Genomic DNA, 14,596 nt, shown 5'->3' with positions numbered 1-14,596 from the left:
TGAAACGCCCCGCGGATGGGAGTACCGTCTGCGCCTTAGAAGGGCACCTCTGATGATTGGGCGTGCAGGGCCGAGGCCCTGGCCTCGTCGGAGTGGCTAGAAAGCGAATCCAGTAGCGTGCGTCGGCCCCAGAGCCAAGCCACCTACGCCAACCTAATTCTGGCGCCGTTTGCCCACATGCAAAAAACCAGTGCCACGCTGCTGATAATCGATGACGACGAAGTAGTACGCGCGAGTCTTGCGGCCTATTTGGAAGACAGTGGCTTCAGCGTACTGCAGGCTGCCAATGGCCAGCAGGGTCTTCAGGTATTCGAGCGCAACAAACCAGACCTGGTGATCTGCGATCTGCGCATGCCGCAGATGGGCGGTCTCGAACTCATCCGCCAGGTGACGGATCTGTCGCCGCAGACTCCAGTGATCGTGGTGTCCGGTGCGGGTGTGATGAACGATGCGGTGGAGGCCCTGCGCCTTGGCGCAGCGGACTACCTGATCAAGCCCCTGGAAGATCTTGCGGTACTCGAGCACTCGGTGCGTCGGGCCCTGGATCGTGCCCGCCTGCTCCTGGAGAACCAGCGGTACCGGGAAAAGCTCGAAGCGGCCAACCGCGAGCTGGAAGCCAGCCTCAACCTGCTCCAGGAAGACCAGAATGCCGGTCGGCAGGTGCAGATGAACATGCTGCCGGTGAGCCCCTGGTCGATCAATGACTTCAATTTCGCTCACCAGATAATCCCGTCACTGTACTTGTCGGGGGATTTTGTCGACTACTTCCGCGTTGATGAGCGCCGGGTCGCCTTCTATCTGGCGGATGTTTCCGGGCATGGTGCGTCCTCGGCATTCGTCACCGTGCTGCTGAAGTTCATGACCACGCGCCTGCTGTTCGAGTCCAAGCGCAATGGGACCTTGCCGGAGTTCAAGCCGTCGCAGGTACTGGGTCATATCAACCGTGGCCTGATCAGTTGTAAGCTGGGCAAACACGTCACGATGGTCGGTGGAGTCATCGACGAGGAGACTGGTTTGCTGACCTATAGCATTGGCGGGCATTTGCCGCTGCCGGTGTTGTATACACCAGACAGCGTGCGTTACCTGGAAGGGCGCGGTTTGCCGGTGGGCCTGTTCGACGAGGCGGCCTATGACGACCACGTCCTGGAACTGCCGCCGGTATTCAGCCTGACGCTGATGTCCGATGGCATCCTGGATCTTTTGTCCGAGCCTACACTCAAAGAGAAAGAAGCAGCCCTGCCTGAACGGGTAAGGTCTGCGGGCGGCAGCCTGGATGGCCTGCGGCAAGTTTTTGGATTGGCCACGCTAGGGGAGATGCCGGATGATATCGCCCTGTTAGTGTTGAGCAGGAACCTTTGATGAGTACCGGTAGAATCCAGTTCGCCGAGCAGGATGGCACTTTTGTCCTGAAGTTCGTCGGTGAAGTGCGCCTGACCTTGTGTTCGGCGCTGGATGCAACTATTGAGCGGATTTTCACCGCGCTGAACTTCTCGGCGATCGTGATCGACCTGACGGAGACCCGCAGCATCGACAGCACTACCCTCGGCCTGTTGGCCAAGTTGTCGATACTGTCGCGGCAGAAGGTCGGGCTATTGCCTACTGTCGTCACCACCCACGATGACATCACCCGGCTCTTGCAGTCCATGGGGTTCGATCAGGTGTTCAACATCGTCGATCGCCCGATTCCCTGCCCGGAATGCCTGACCGATCTGCCTTCCCAGGACCAGTCGGAAGAGGTGGTGAGGGTCAAGGTCCTCGAGGCTCACAAGATCCTCATGGGGCTTAATGATTCCAACCGAGAGGCCTTTCATGACCTGGTGAATGCCCTGGAGCGTCACTGACTTATTCAGGGCGGGACAGCGTAATGAAAAAGGGCGAACCCGCGAGGGTTCGCCCTTTTTGCATGTGTGGCTGCCGTTGATTCAGAGTTTGGCGGCCAGCAGCGCCTCGAGTTTTTCCTGGTCACGAGCAAACTGGCGAATACCTTCGGCGAGTTTTTCGGTGGCCATGGCGTCCTCGTTGGACGCCCAGCGGAACTGCACTTCGTTGAGGCTCTGACGGGCTTCGCCGGTCTTGCTCGGGCTCAGCTTGCGCTCCAGTTTTCCGGTGTCGGCCGCCAGTTTCTCGATCAGGTCCGGGCTGATGGTCAGGCGATCGCAGCCTGCCAGTTGCTCGATCTGGTTGAGGTTGCGGAAGCTGGCGCCCATGACCACGGTCTTGTAGTCATTGGCCTTGTAGTAGTTGTAGATACGGGTCACCGACTGCACGCCCGGATCATCGGAGCTGGTGTAGTCGTTGCCGGTGGCCTTCTTGTACCAGTCGTAGATCCGTCCCACGAATGGCGAGATCAGGAACACCCCGGCCTCGGCGCAGGCAACGGCCTGGGCGAAGGAGAACAGCAGGGTCAGGTTGGTCTGGATGCCTTCACGTTCCAGCTTCTCGGCGGCGCGAATACCTTCCCAGGTAGAGGCGATCTTGATCAGTACCCGGTCACGGCCTACGCCGGCCTTATCGTACAGGTCGATCAGGCGATGAGCTCGCTGGAGCATCGCATCGGTGTCGAAAGACAGGCGGGCATCGACCTCGGTGGAGATACGGCCCGGAATGACCTTGAGGATCTCCTGGCCCACTGCCACGCCAAAGCGATCGCTGGCCAGGCCAACGTCGCCCTTGCAGTCGCTGACGCTGGCGCCGAGCAGGTCGGCATAACCGGGAATGGCTGCGGCCTTGAGCAGCAGCGAAGGGTTGGTGGTTGCATCCACCGGCTTGACTCGGGCGATTGCCTCAAAGTCGCCGGTATCGGCCACCACAGTGGTGATTTTCTTCAGTTGTTCCAGCTTGGAAGTCATGAGCGTGCTCTGTCCTATGGGTCTGATGACATTACCCGAGCGCTGGCAGGCGCTCAAGGGCGCGGAATGCTTGCAATGGCCCCGAAAACCATGACCTGAATACAGGTGTTTGAGTGTCGGGGCGCGGTCCAGATAAATACGATGCCAAAACCCGGATCAGGTTCAACCCGCCTGACGCCTAGCGTCCTTCCAGCAACTGGCCGGCCTGGTCCAGCAGCGCCAGCGGATCTTGGGTCTTGTGAATATCCACCGACAACAGCTGACGGAATTTGCGTGCCCCGGGAAAACCGGTTCCCAGTCCCAGGACATGGCGAGTGATGTGATGCATGGCGCCACCACCGGCCAGGTGTTCGGCAATGTAGGGCCGCAGTTGCGCTAGGGCCTCGGCGCGGGAAATCACCGGCTCGCTGCTGTTGAACAGCTGCTGGTCCACCTCTGCCAGCAGGTAGGGGTTGTGGTAGGCCTCGCGGCCCAGCATCACCCCATCGAAGGTCTGCAAGTGCTCATGGCAGGCTTCCAGGGTCTTGATCCCGCCGTTGAGAATGATCTCCAGTTGCGGAAAATCCGCCTTCAACTGCGCTGCCACCTCGTAGCGCAGAGGGGGAATATCCCGGTTCTCCTTGGGAGACAGGCCTTCGAGAATCGCGATCCGGGCGTGTACGGTAAAACTGGTGCAGCCGGCCTCATGGACCTGCCCGACAAAATCGCACAGCTGTTCATAACTGTCTCGCCCGTTGATCCCGATCCGATGCTTGACCGTCACCGGGATCGATACCGCATCGCGCATGGCCTTCACGCAGTCGGCCACCAGCGCTGGATGTCCCATCAGGCAGGCACCGATCATGTTGTTCTGCACCCGGTCACTGGGGCAGCCGACATTGAGATTGACTTCGTCATAACCGTGCTCTTCGGCCATGCGCGCGCAGGCCGCCAGGTCCGCAGGATTACTGCCGCCCAACTGCAGCGCCAGCGGATGCTCGGATGGGTGGTAGCGAAGGAAGCGCTCGTGGTCGCCATTGAGCAAGGCTCCCGTGGTGACCATCTCGGTGTAGAGCAGGGTGTGCTTGGACAGCAGTCGCAGAAAATAACGGCAGTGGCGGTCCGTCCAATCCATCATCGGTGCAACGCTAAACCGCCGGGACAGCGTAGGGCTTGAGTTTACTGGGGTTGGAGCTGAATTCTGGATCATTTTGCTCTACGTGTTCAGGGCGTTTTTTTGCGTTTTCAGGCGTTATTCAAGGATCGGTGGTACGACGTACCATCCAAAAACTGACGCGTACCATTTTCGATATGGCGACTATCAGGGCGCGAAAACTGGCAGATGGGAGTGCAAGTCTACCAAGAGAGCCAGACCTTCGCCCAAAAACAGGCCGCCCAGGCTTGGTCGCGCAAGCGTGAATCGGAGCTTGGCGAGGCTGGCTCAGGTCGGTGAGTGGTTTGGCGAGGAAGTCTTCAAGTCCAAGTGTTTGAGCTGAACGTGGGGAGTAATCCCCTGCGTAGTAAAAGCGTGTGTCGCAGACCAGTGATAGGACGTTCTTTCTTTGTAACTGGAGGCCCATAGGCAGTGCTGCTAGGAGCCCACCTTGTTCGAGCCGATGGTGCGCGCAAGCGGGCAGCAGAACTCGCTGCGTTCGGGGGGGGGCTGGGGTCTTACATCGTCAAGCAGATTGTCGAGGCGCATGAGGGCAGGGTTTCTATGACGTCGAGCCCGGTGTATGGGGCCCGGTTCACGATCCATCTGCCCCCTGGCGTTGGCTTGGAGTTAGAAGACGGCCAGGCGTCTGGTGGCTACCATCGCGACGAGCCGCACCCTCGAACAGCGGGGATTGAGTGGCCAGTATGGACGGGGCGTCTCAGTTGAGACAAAGTTCCGAGGTTTCCGGCGCCACACACACATGGAGTGAATCTCATGCCTTCGATCAAACTCGCCAGCCTCGCCATCGTCATCCTTGCCCTCACCGCATGTGCCATGCCCGGCAAGTCAAGCAACCAGGACAACGAGGTCAAGATCGCCGCCCAGCGGCTGATTGGCCAACCCGCCAAAAAAGCCTTCGAGCTGTTCGGCAAACCTGACCAGGGCATGGGGCCTTCGTCTTACGGCAGTGGTGGTTTTTATGCTTGGAACCGGGTGCAGACTCATCTGGGGCCCGACAAGGTGTTCGTACAGACCGGCACCGAGTATGTCGGCCAACGCGAGACCTGGGTCGGTGTCGGTGGCCAGGGCGCTGGCGGCATGATGCCGGTGAGCAGCGAGGCGGTCTATCGCAAGACCGGGCATTACGAGAACGAGACCATCCTGGACTATTTCTGCAGCATTACCCTGTACACCGACAGCAAGAACATCATCACCGACGCCAGTGTGATCGATTGCCAGAGCCCCCAGCGGCGCTAGGTGCTGTACCCAGGATCATCGGCGCATTCTTGCCAGATCCGGCCTAAGGGCTCCATCTCCAGGCAGATCGATCCCGGTCTGCTACCTCTTCACCGACCGCCATGTCACCAGGCCATCCAGGCCATGGCTGGATTTCAAGTACCTGAGCACGTTCTGTGCCTCGGCCTTTTCTTCAAAGGGGCCTGCGAAGGCATGGGGTGTCTCGTCGAGAATCGTCGGCAGGTCGATCAGCGCCATCTGTGCTGTCAACTGGGCGAAAGCTTCATCCGTAGGGGCAGTGAAACGCACCACCCAGCCGCTGCGATCTTGCAGGGCGATAGGTTCCACTTCGTTCCCGCAGTGCTTGCATCGTGTGGCGGCGGCCTGAATGGTCTCAAGGCACATCGGGCAGGGCCGCAGGTCCTCGTGCACCAACGCATCGACGCCAGTCTTCGCTACCCGTGGCAACAACAGTACGGCGACCAGGGCGAGCCCTGGCAAGAAGACAGCAATCGCCAGCCATCTGGGGCCTGAGCGGCCGCGGGTGCTCGCGGCGTAGGCGGTCATGCCCAGGAGCAGAAGCCAGGCCAGGGCCATGAGGCTCATTGCGGTTGCTCGGGTGCCAGGCTGCAATGGCACGCGGAAGAGGAGGATATGGCGGTGTTCGAAGGCATGAGGCTCTGCTTTGCAGTTTGGCGGCTCCGGGTGAAGCCGGTCTCGGACCGCGGGGAAAGGGGCCGGGAGCGCGGAGTCTACCAGCAACGGCGCCGCTGCAATGCATGCGCGTCGACCTGGCTGGGAGTGGCTGTGCCAGGTCAGGCTAGTGGCCCAGTCATGCCGTGCAAGATCGCGGAATGAGCCAGTCCGAAACGTTTCGCCCAGGAGTTGGCTTCGCGAAATAGCAGGGTATCCGCCATCGGTTCACTGAAGGCCAGCGCCTTGCGTATGAGGCCGGGGATATCCAGTGGGCTTTCACTGAGAAATACCCCGGGCGTCTTGCCGCGAGTGCGCATCTCCCCGAACGTGGTGCTGACGACCGGCAGGCCCAGTGCCCGGTACTCGTAGTACTTGATCGGGTCGACGAAACGGGTGAGATCGTTTTGCTTGAAGGGGATCAGGCCCACGTCGAACTCGGCCATGGCTTGCAGGGCGGCCTGGTGCGACAGCGCCGGCAAGCGCCGGAGGTTGGCCGGCAGGTTGGTGGGCGGGGCGCCATGCTGAGGGCCGATCAGGCGTACCTCGGCAGCGGGAAAGGCCAATGCCAGGGCCTGCACGAAGTCCCAGTCGAACCATTTGGCCAGCGTCCCGACGTAACCGAACACCGGTGTTGCAGTGCCCGTCCTGCAACGTGGCAGCGGCAATTCGGGCAAGCGTTCGGTGGAGCATGCATTGAGCAGCAATTGCGTGTGTACCCGTTGCCGTTGCCAGTACTGCTGCAGGGCCGAGCAGGAGGCCAGGGTGATGTTCACCGCTCGCGCGGTTTCATGCTGGCGTCGGCTCATGGAGCGGCGCGACCACCCCTGATAGAAGGCCGGCACATTGTCCATGACGTCGTAGAAGCTGCTGGCGAACACCTCTTCGCGCAACAACTGCAGTGCCAGCCTGGAAGGCTTGCCGATGCCCAGCAGGGTGGCGCCCTGGGCAAAAAGCCGGACCTGGTACACCAGGTCCCGCCACAGCAGGCGGTTCAGCCAGCCGGAGCCGGGCAACGGCTCTATCGGCAGGGCACGAGGGTTGGCCAGCGTCAGCCACGCCGGTTGTGGCTCCCGTGGTCCCTGGGGGGAGCGTTGGGCTAGCAGGTCGCCAATGTTCGGAAAACGCGTGGGATAAGGGTCGATCCACAGCACCTGGGCCTGGGTCACGGCATGAAACTGCCGGACCAGTTCGTGCGGGCGCTGCGTAAAGCTGTGCCAACTGACGGGCGAGAGGTAGACCAGTCTCATGACTTCTCCCGGGAGGCGTGGGGGACCCAGGAGCATGCCCATTTGGCTTCGTAGAGCGCCTTGTTACGGTTGAACAGTTGCTGGCGCTGGCCGTCGGGCATCTGGTCGAACGACGCGGACAGGTGGTGATGGATGAACACGTCCTCGGCAAAGGCGCAGGACAATCCGGCTAGCTCGATTCGCCGGCAATAGTCGTCGTCCTCGAAGAATCCCAGCCCGTAGGCTTCGTCCAGCGGGCCCACTTGCAGGTAGGTCGAGCGGGACATCATCACGGCGAAGAAGCCCAGGGTGCTGCAAGGCACGAGCTGGCCGATGTGGCGCCAGGTGTATTGTCGGGCGCACCGGGGCATGTGTGCGAGCGTGGGGTAAGCGATGTCGATCTTCGCTTCGTTGCCGATGTTATTGGTTACCGGGCCGACCAGGCCCAGCCCGGGATTGCGCTGCAGGTGTCGGCGCAGGCTCTGGGCCCATCCGCTGGTGACCTGCGTGTCGTTGTTGAGCAAGACCAGGTAATCGCCACGGGCCCTGGCCAGGCCCTGGTTGTTGGCGGTGGCGAACCCCAGGTTGCGGGAATTGAGGATCAGGCCGTGGTTGCCGGTGGCGGCCCACTGTTGCAGGAACTCGACGCTGGCGTCGGTGGAGGCGTTGTCGACGACGATCAGTTCCAGCTCTCGACCCATCGGGTCGGCAGTCAGGCTCGCCAGGCAAGCGCGGGTGAACGCCAGGTTGTTGCAGGTCACCACGATCACGCTGATCAGCGGTTGAGGCTGGATGGCCTCGGCCAAAGGAAGCAGTTCCTGTAGCCGGTGCCTCCAGGTCTGCTGCCTGGCGAAGGCCTGCCGGTACCGGGCGGCGCTGGCCGGTTCGGGCTCGTCCAGGGCGTGGGCGATGGCCTTGATGAAGGACGGTTCATCGCGGGCGATCCGCACGTGCCGATCGAACTCATGCAGTTCGGGCAGATCCACCGCGACCACCGGTTTGCCGGCACTCAAGTACTCGTAGACCTTGACGGGGTTGGTGGCCAGGGTCAGCTCTTCGATTCGAAACGGCAGGATACATACGTCGAACGCCTGCAAATAGGCAGACAATTGTGCGTAGGGCATTTCGCCAGTCAGCCTGACATTGGCGTGCCTTCGCAGTTGCGAGCCGACCTGTGCCGTGTCTGCACCGATCAACAGCACCGTGCAGTGGGTAAAGGCGGTGGCGATGGCGGACACCAGCTCCACGTCGAACCAGTGGGCCAGCGCGCCGTAATAACCGATCACCTTGCGGCCCTGGGGATCCTGGTAGCAATGCTCGGGGACCGCGGAGAAATATTCGAAATCGGCCGCGTTGCGCAGCACGGCTCGCTGGCTGTACGGCGTGGCGGGGCACTGTTGGTGCCAGTAACGCGCGAGCCACGCCGAGGCAAACAGGGTCAGATCCGCCTCCCCCAGCAGTTGCTGCTCCAGTTGCACCAGTTCATGGGCGTTGTTGCCGAAGCCCTGGTGATGGTCCATGCAGTCATAGACCAGCCGGCTGTTGGGCAGCAGTCGAGCGATCGGAAACCAGAAGGGGTGCTGGATCAGCGATATCACCCGGGGAGCATCCACCCAACTCAAGAACTCGCCCAGGCTGCGGCACAACTGCTGGATCGTCGCAGTGTCGGGCGCAGCCTGGTAGATGACCGGTGCCTTGCAGGCGAACAGCCGGACCTCGAACAAGCGGCCCTGGTCATCCAGGGGGCGCACGTGGAACCCCGCACGCAGGTCATCTTCCAGGCTGGCGGCGATATAGAACACACGCCGCCCCTCCAGGCTGAGGCCGTGGGCCAGCTGTTGCGGACGCTGGTAACGCAAGTCCCAGTCGATGGCGCCCCAGAACAGGTAGTCCGGTAAGTTCGTGGACGCTGCCAGTACCGCACCCTGCTCGGGGACGAAGGCCTGGCTGGCCTGGGGGTGTCGACGCAACGCTCGACGCGCCGGTAGCCAGGCCCGCCGGTACAGATACCGCGCCAGGGTCTGCAGCGGGTATGGCAGGCGCTGGTAAGTGCTGCGCAAGTACTTGAGCAGTACGACTGTTGCAGATTGGGTCATCGCCACGCTCCGGCCACGGGCGACTTCAACGGGCAGTCTCAGAGGGTTTAGGGGTGGCGGCGATGATCACGAAATCGCTGTCCAACGTGCCCGACTCGATCAGCCCATCCTCGATGTCGAAGAGCATTTGCAAGACCCGCATGGCCTGCGGGTCGTCATCCTTGAAGTTGCCGGCAATGCCGTGCAGCAGGAATTGCAGCAGCGTGCCGCCACACGCATTGAAGGCGCGGATGTCGAAGTACTCCTGGACCACCTGGAGGATGTCCTGGGAGCGCACGGCTTCCGAGGGGTCGACCTTCACCACTTCCAGCGGGTCGGGCAGCGGTACCTGGTGCTGGACCTGGCCATAGGAGCCCTGGACGAAGGAGTAGCGCAGGGTCGGTGGAATCAGGGCAAAGGCATGGCTGATGGCCGCGCACTGGGTCTGGTCAAAAGCGAAGTGGTTGGCGCCCACGTACTCATTGAGAAACAGCCAGCCGTCGGCTTTCAACGCTTGCCGGACATTGGCGCAGACGCTCTCCAGCTCGCGGATATGGTGCATCGAGCCGTTGAACCAGACTGCGTCGTAATGAGCGCTGGGCAGGGTCACGTGTTCGACGTCGAGCAACTGGTAATCGATGCTCCCGGCACCCAGGGCCGCCGCCTGTGCCCGGGCGGTCTCCAGGGCCCCGGGAGCGATGTCCAGGGCATCGCAATGCTCGAACGCCTTGAGGTTGAACAGGTCGCGCTCCAGATCCCCGGTGCCGCAGCCGACACTGAGCATGCGGGCCACCGGCAACCGATCACCGAGAAAGGTCGCCAGGCAGTAGGACACCCAATAGTCATGGCCGCTGCCCGCCGTGGCCTTCTGCTGGTGGCGCCGTTGTATTGCCGGCACTGCTCGCCAGTACACATCTGCGGAAAATGGGTCCGAGCCGGCCTGGTTCTGCGACCAGTGTTCGGCGGTCCTGGCCTTGCGCTGCTCTTCGGTCTCCTCGTCCTGGGACGCAGGGATGGGGGCAGTCTGGCCACTGAATCTGTGGAGGATATTTTTCAGCACGCTTGGCCTCTTGTTTTGGTGTGAGCCGACCTGCCGGCTCAGTCAGTGACACTCGATTTCGGTACGTCCGCATCCGCGCCCCGGCGCAGTTGGCTGTGGGGTTTCCAGAGGCCCCACTTGCTTTCGAAATAGGCCTGGTTCCTGTCCCACAAGCGCTGGTATTCACCTGTCGGAATCAGGGCCTTGAACGATGCCTGGCCGTAGTGATGGATGAAGCCGTCTTCAGCGCACACGGTGCGCCAGCCCGCCGTCTGTACCCGGCGGCTGTAGTCGTCGTCCTCGAACATGCCGATGCCGAAGGTTTCATCTAGCCAGCCCACCTGCTCCAGCACCTCGCGACGCAGCGCCACGCAGAACATGGCCAGCATCGGGATCTCGAAGCAGCGCCCGCGATACTGGCGCTCGCGGCGGTCAGCGAAATCTTGCAGGCCGTCGAGCTGCTGGTAGTCGATCCGAACCTTGGCTTCATTGCCCACCGCATTGGTGGTGGGTCCCACCAACCCTATCAGCGGGTTTTCCAGGTGGCGCAGGAGCGGGGCCAGCCAGCCCCTGGGAACCACGGTGTCGTTGTTGAGCAGGACCAGGCGGTCGCCCCGGGCGAGTCGCAGGCCCTGGTTGTTGGCGGCGGCGAAACCGAGGTTGCGCGGATTGAGCACGATGCTCACCCGTGGTTCGGTGCGGGCCAGGTAGCGCAGGTAGTTGCGAGTGTCGTCGCTGGAGGCGTTGTCGACGATGACCAGCTCCAGGTTGGGATAGGCGCCGCTGTCCAGCAGGCTGTCGATGCACGCTCGGGTCAGCTCGACATTGTTGTAGGTGACGATCACCACCGACACCATCGGATGCAGGGCCACCAGCGCATCCCGGGTGTCCTCGAAGCGTTGTCGCCAGTCATTGGCCCGGGCCAGCTCAATACGCCGTTCCCAGCGTTGAGGATCGTTTTCCTCCAGGGCCTTCTCGATCTGGGCCACGAAATCCGGCGCACCTTCGGCGAAATACAGATAGGGCGCATAGATCTGCATTTCCAGCAGGGGCACCGAGACCACCGGCTTGCCGGCGCTGATGAACTCATAGAACTTCACCGGGTCCACGGCGTGGGTCACGTTGTACAGGCGGAACGGAATGATGCAGACGTCGAACCGATACAGGTACAGCGGCATCTGGGCGTAGGGCTGGCGCCCGGTCAGGTGCACGTTGGGCAACCGCTCGAGGCCGGCGAGGTCGCGAACGAACACATCGCCCACCAGCATCAGGTTCCATTGCGGTCGTTGCCGGGCGATGGCCGCAACGAGCTCCAGGTCGACCCATTCGGCCAGGCCACCATAAAAGCCGATCACCGGGCCCTGCAGGTCTTCGAGCAGGGTATTGGGTATGCAATGGCGGGTGAAGAACTCGAAATCCACGCCGTTGCGCACCAGCACGCAGCGACGGCTCGCATCGATCCATTTGTCATACAGCACCGACGCGGTGACCGTGACCAGGTCGGCCTCGGCTACCAGCACCTGCTCCTCGGCCAGCAGCGGGGCCCCGATGTTGGGGAAATCCTGCCATTCATCCATGCAGTCGTACTGCACAGGCCAGCCGTGGGCCTGGCGCAAGTGCAGGGCCAGGCGTGTCCAGTAGGGCAGGTGCACCACCGATACCGCCGCCTTGATCCGCAAGTCGGTGGCCAGGGCCTGCAAGGCCTCGATGTTGCTGCGCAGGTTGCCCGGGTTGATACAGGTGGCGTAGTGGTTCTGGTTCGAATGCCCACGCAGGTTGACCTCGAAGACCCTGGGGGCAACTTCGCGGATCCGATAGGGCTGTTCCATGGTCGGGGCCAGGACGATGTAGAACACCCGGTAGCCATGGGCTGCGAACTGCGTCATCAGTTGCTGCGGGCGCTGGAACCTGGCCGACCAGTCGATGTTGGCAAAGCACAGCAGGTCGAACGGCCCCGGGCTGTCCGCCGCTGCCGTCGGCGCATCGCTGGCCGGAACAGGAACAGGAACAGGCACCGAGGCCGGCGCTGGCGTCGGGAGGGGCAGGGGGTGTGCCGCCGGTGCAGGCGGCAGCGGATATTCGCTGCCAATGCCGGCGGTTCCATGGCGCAGCCACTGCATGAGCATCCGCAGCGGGCGCGTCAGGCGCCAGGAGCGCGAGCGGCGCATATGCTCGATATGTGCCAGGGCGGCATCGCGCTCGACGATCACCTGGGCATGTTCCTGCCGTGGCGGAGTGGGCAGTGATCCTGGCTTATCCATGCTGGCTCACATAGGTGTGCAGGGGCGTCTGGTCATCTGCCGGCCACATGGAACTCGATGATCCCGGTCGATAGAACGTCACCGTCATGCTGCGTCGTGAGGTCTGGCAGTGGTCCACCACGGGCGACACCGCATGCCATGAGTCATCGCCCCGGACCAGCACCGCCGAACTGCCCACCAGGGGTGGGATCACCGCGACGATGTCCTGCGGGTCCGCCGAGCGCAGGATGTTCAGGCAACCGCCATCCTCGATGTTCCAGGCATCGTTGAAGTACAGGATATGGGTCACCAGCTTGTCGTCCAGGTCCAGGTGCGGCCCCAGGCAGGCCTGGGGCCCGTAGTGGAACACGTTGACTTCCATGGGGGCCGTGCGCAGGTCGTGGTCGGTCAGCGTCGACAACGCCAGGCGGTAGGCCGGTCGGGTCAGTTCGCCGGCCAGTTGCAGCCAGGCCGGACTCAGGCCCTGGGCATGGACGATGCGCCCGGTGCCCAACTCCACCAGCTGTCGTGCCTGGTATTCATAGTCCTTCTCCCCGCCGTAGCCATAGACCCGCTTGAAGGCATCGTGGGGGTAGGTCGCCGCCAGCGCGGCGGCGTTTTCGGCCGAGTACAGATCGTCGATCCGTGCCCAGCGAAAAGGCTGGTTGTGCAGCGGATGGCGGGCGAGCATCTTCAGGTCCAGCAGCATGTTCTTCCTCCTTGAATCCAAGTCATGTGAGACGCAGTGTCGCGGTGCCACGCAAGGAGCTGGTGTACGGCCCGCCGCATCCGTCGCAGGGCGGGTCCGTGGGTAACCGCCGTTATTCCTGGAACTGTTGCAGCGCCTGCATCTGTCGGTGCAGCTCATCCAGCTCGGCTCGCTGGCGCAGGCACTGCTCGTGCCACTCCTGCTGCTGGTCCTCCAGCAAGTTGGGCAGTTCCTGCCAGAGTCGATTCATCCATTGGCCAGTGGGCCGGGGGCCTTGGCGGATCAGGTCGGCCACCTGGTCCCAGTGGTGGCGCAACTGTTCTCGGGCCGCCTCCAGGCGGGGGCAGGGCTCGTGGCTTTGCAGGCGCTCGAGGAACCATTGCAGGGCAATCGGTTGACCGGTCGGCAGCGGGTAGATGCCTTGGTAGTCGAGCAAGGCGGTGTACTTGCCCTGATGCAGGTTGGCCGAGCAGAAGATGGGGACGCCGAAGGCCAGGGCGGTGATCGCCAGGTGATAACTGTGGCCGATCACCGCCTCGGCATGGCCGAGGATCTCGGCCAGCAACAAGGGCGAGGGCCAGTGGGGCAGGGTCACCGCCCGGGGCAGGTCATCACCGAGAATGGATTCGTGATCGCCCAGCACCGGTCCGATGGGCAGCAACAACAGTTGCCATTGCTCCAGGCTTGCTGAATGGGTCTTCCACAGTTGCAGGAAGCTCTCCAGGCCGGCAATCGAGTGCACCACCAGGTAGCGATCACCCAGGCCCGCCTGCCGGCACAGCTGGCGATACTCGGGTGAGGGTTGTTGCAGGTCGATGAGATTGGCCAGGCCAAAGGCGGTATCCGGCAACACCTGGACCTGTGCCTGGTCGCTGAGCGCCGACAGGGCTGCCTGGGACAGGGCATCACGTACCCGCACATGGGGGCTGAGCTCCAGGGAAAGCTTGAGCAACGGCCGTGCCCAGGCTGGAATCTCGTTGCAGTGCATGCCCGGGGCATTCCAGATCAGCGGTACATCATGCTGCAGGGCCAGCAATGCCGGCGACAGCCAGTAGCCGGTCGGATGATGAATGCGTGCTGTAGGCGGGTAATAACCGACCGCCACCAGCTTGTCGAAGCGAATGATGAAACCGCCACCGATCAGCACGCCATCCAGGGTGTCGATCTGGTCGGGCAGTTCGCTGACCGAGGTGACGTCATAGGGCCATTCAGGCGTGTGGCGCTCGTGGTAGGAGAACGGACGGACCTTCACCGAGCCCAGGCGCGCCTGCAGTTCTTTCTCGGCAATCAGCGGGAACAGCAGGTCTCCGTAGTTGGCCACGTCGAAGGTGCCGAAGATCGCCACCTGCCATTGTTTTGCGCCAGGGGCGGCAACCTGCGGGCAATGGGCT

Annotated in this window: 12 protein-coding genes and 2 pseudogenes; 5 read left to right on the top strand and 9 right to left on the bottom strand. The window is 62.4% G+C overall.

Annotated features, from left to right (window positions below; translation table 11 throughout):
- The first annotated feature begins 177 nt into the window (after positions 1-177).
- Together rssB and rssC are read left to right on the top strand one after the other, a co-directional pair.
- Positions 178-1,359, top strand: coding sequence for a two-component system response regulator RssB (rssB, locus tag LGQ10_RS09015; RefSeq protein ID WP_058434850.1), 1,182 nt, complete (start codon positions 178-180; stop codon positions 1,357-1,359).
- A complete protein-coding gene (rssC, locus tag LGQ10_RS09010; RefSeq protein WP_058434842.1) occupies positions 1,359-1,841 on the top strand; it encodes an anti-sigma factor antagonist RssC in 483 nt (160 codons plus the stop codon). Before rssB ends, rssC begins: the two co-directional genes overlap by 1 nt.
- A gap of 81 nt (positions 1,842-1,922) precedes the next feature.
- Here rssC and tal read toward each other — a convergent pair whose 3' ends face one another.
- Both tal and dusA read right to left on the bottom strand, forming a co-directional pair.
- Complete coding sequence (gene tal, locus LGQ10_RS09005) at positions 1,923-2,849, bottom strand: transaldolase (RefSeq protein ID WP_058434841.1); 927 nt, start codon at positions 2,847-2,849, stop codon at positions 1,923-1,925.
- Between the two features lie 178 nt (positions 2,850-3,027).
- On the bottom strand, positions 3,028-4,038 hold the full coding sequence (dusA, locus tag LGQ10_RS09000; RefSeq protein ID WP_226525339.1) for a tRNA dihydrouridine(20/20a) synthase DusA: 1,011 nt from the start codon (positions 4,036-4,038) through the stop codon (positions 3,028-3,030).
- A gap of 101 nt (positions 4,039-4,139) precedes the next feature.
- Here dusA and LGQ10_RS08995 point away from each other — a divergent pair.
- From LGQ10_RS08995 to LGQ10_RS08985, 3 genes and pseudogenes are all read left to right on the top strand, one after another.
- Positions 4,140-4,272 (top strand): annotated as a pseudogene (locus tag LGQ10_RS08995) (site-specific integrase); the annotation flags it as partial.
- A 141-nt stretch (positions 4,273-4,413) separates the two neighbouring features.
- Positions 4,414-4,710, top strand: coding sequence for an ATP-binding protein (locus tag LGQ10_RS31515; RefSeq protein ID WP_226525338.1), 297 nt, complete (start codon positions 4,414-4,416; stop codon positions 4,708-4,710).
- 48 nt (positions 4,711-4,758) lie between these two features.
- Positions 4,759-5,241 (top strand): hypothetical protein, encoded by a 483-nt coding sequence (locus LGQ10_RS08985; protein ID WP_226525337.1) that lies wholly within the window; start codon positions 4,759-4,761, stop codon positions 5,239-5,241.
- A gap of 81 nt (positions 5,242-5,322) precedes the next feature.
- Here LGQ10_RS08985 and LGQ10_RS08980 read toward each other — a convergent pair whose 3' ends face one another.
- From LGQ10_RS08980 to LGQ10_RS08950, 7 genes and pseudogenes are all read right to left on the bottom strand, one after another.
- Positions 5,323-5,826: an SPOR domain-containing protein gene (locus LGQ10_RS08980; RefSeq protein ID WP_226525336.1), complete on the bottom strand. Its 504-nt coding sequence runs from the start codon at positions 5,824-5,826 to the stop codon at positions 5,323-5,325.
- A 209-nt stretch (positions 5,827-6,035) separates the two neighbouring features.
- A complete protein-coding gene (locus LGQ10_RS08975) occupies positions 6,036-7,163 on the bottom strand; it encodes a hypothetical protein (RefSeq protein WP_226525335.1) in 1,128 nt (375 codons plus the stop codon).
- The gene (locus LGQ10_RS08970) at positions 7,160-9,238 is read right to left on the bottom strand and encodes a glycosyltransferase (protein WP_226525334.1); all 2,079 of its coding nucleotides are present in this window, start codon (positions 9,236-9,238) and stop codon (positions 7,160-7,162) included. The genes LGQ10_RS08975 and LGQ10_RS08970 overlap by 4 nt, the downstream gene beginning before the upstream one ends.
- A 25-nt stretch (positions 9,239-9,263) precedes the next feature.
- Complete coding sequence (locus tag LGQ10_RS08965; RefSeq protein WP_226525333.1) at positions 9,264-10,277, bottom strand: class I SAM-dependent methyltransferase; 1,014 nt, start codon at positions 10,275-10,277, stop codon at positions 9,264-9,266.
- Between the two features lie 38 nt (positions 10,278-10,315).
- Complete coding sequence (locus LGQ10_RS08960) at positions 10,316-12,517, bottom strand: glycosyltransferase (RefSeq protein WP_226525332.1); 2,202 nt, start codon at positions 12,515-12,517, stop codon at positions 10,316-10,318.
- Positions 12,510-13,202, bottom strand: coding sequence for a 2OG-Fe(II) oxygenase family protein (locus tag LGQ10_RS08955; RefSeq protein ID WP_319003952.1), 693 nt, complete (start codon positions 13,200-13,202; stop codon positions 12,510-12,512). Before LGQ10_RS08955 ends, LGQ10_RS08960 begins: the two co-directional genes overlap by 8 nt.
- Before the next feature lie 115 nt (positions 13,203-13,317).
- Positions 13,318-14,508: pseudogene (locus LGQ10_RS08950) on the bottom strand (polysaccharide pyruvyl transferase family protein); the annotation flags it as partial.
- Positions 14,509-14,596: the final 88 nt, after the last annotated feature.

The organism is Pseudomonas sp. L5B5 (assembly GCF_020520285.1).
Classification (GTDB): Bacteria; Pseudomonadota; Gammaproteobacteria; order Pseudomonadales; family Pseudomonadaceae; genus Aquipseudomonas.
The sequence above is the reverse complement of the archived record's forward strand: the minus strand, read 5'-3'. Positions and strand labels throughout refer to the sequence as shown.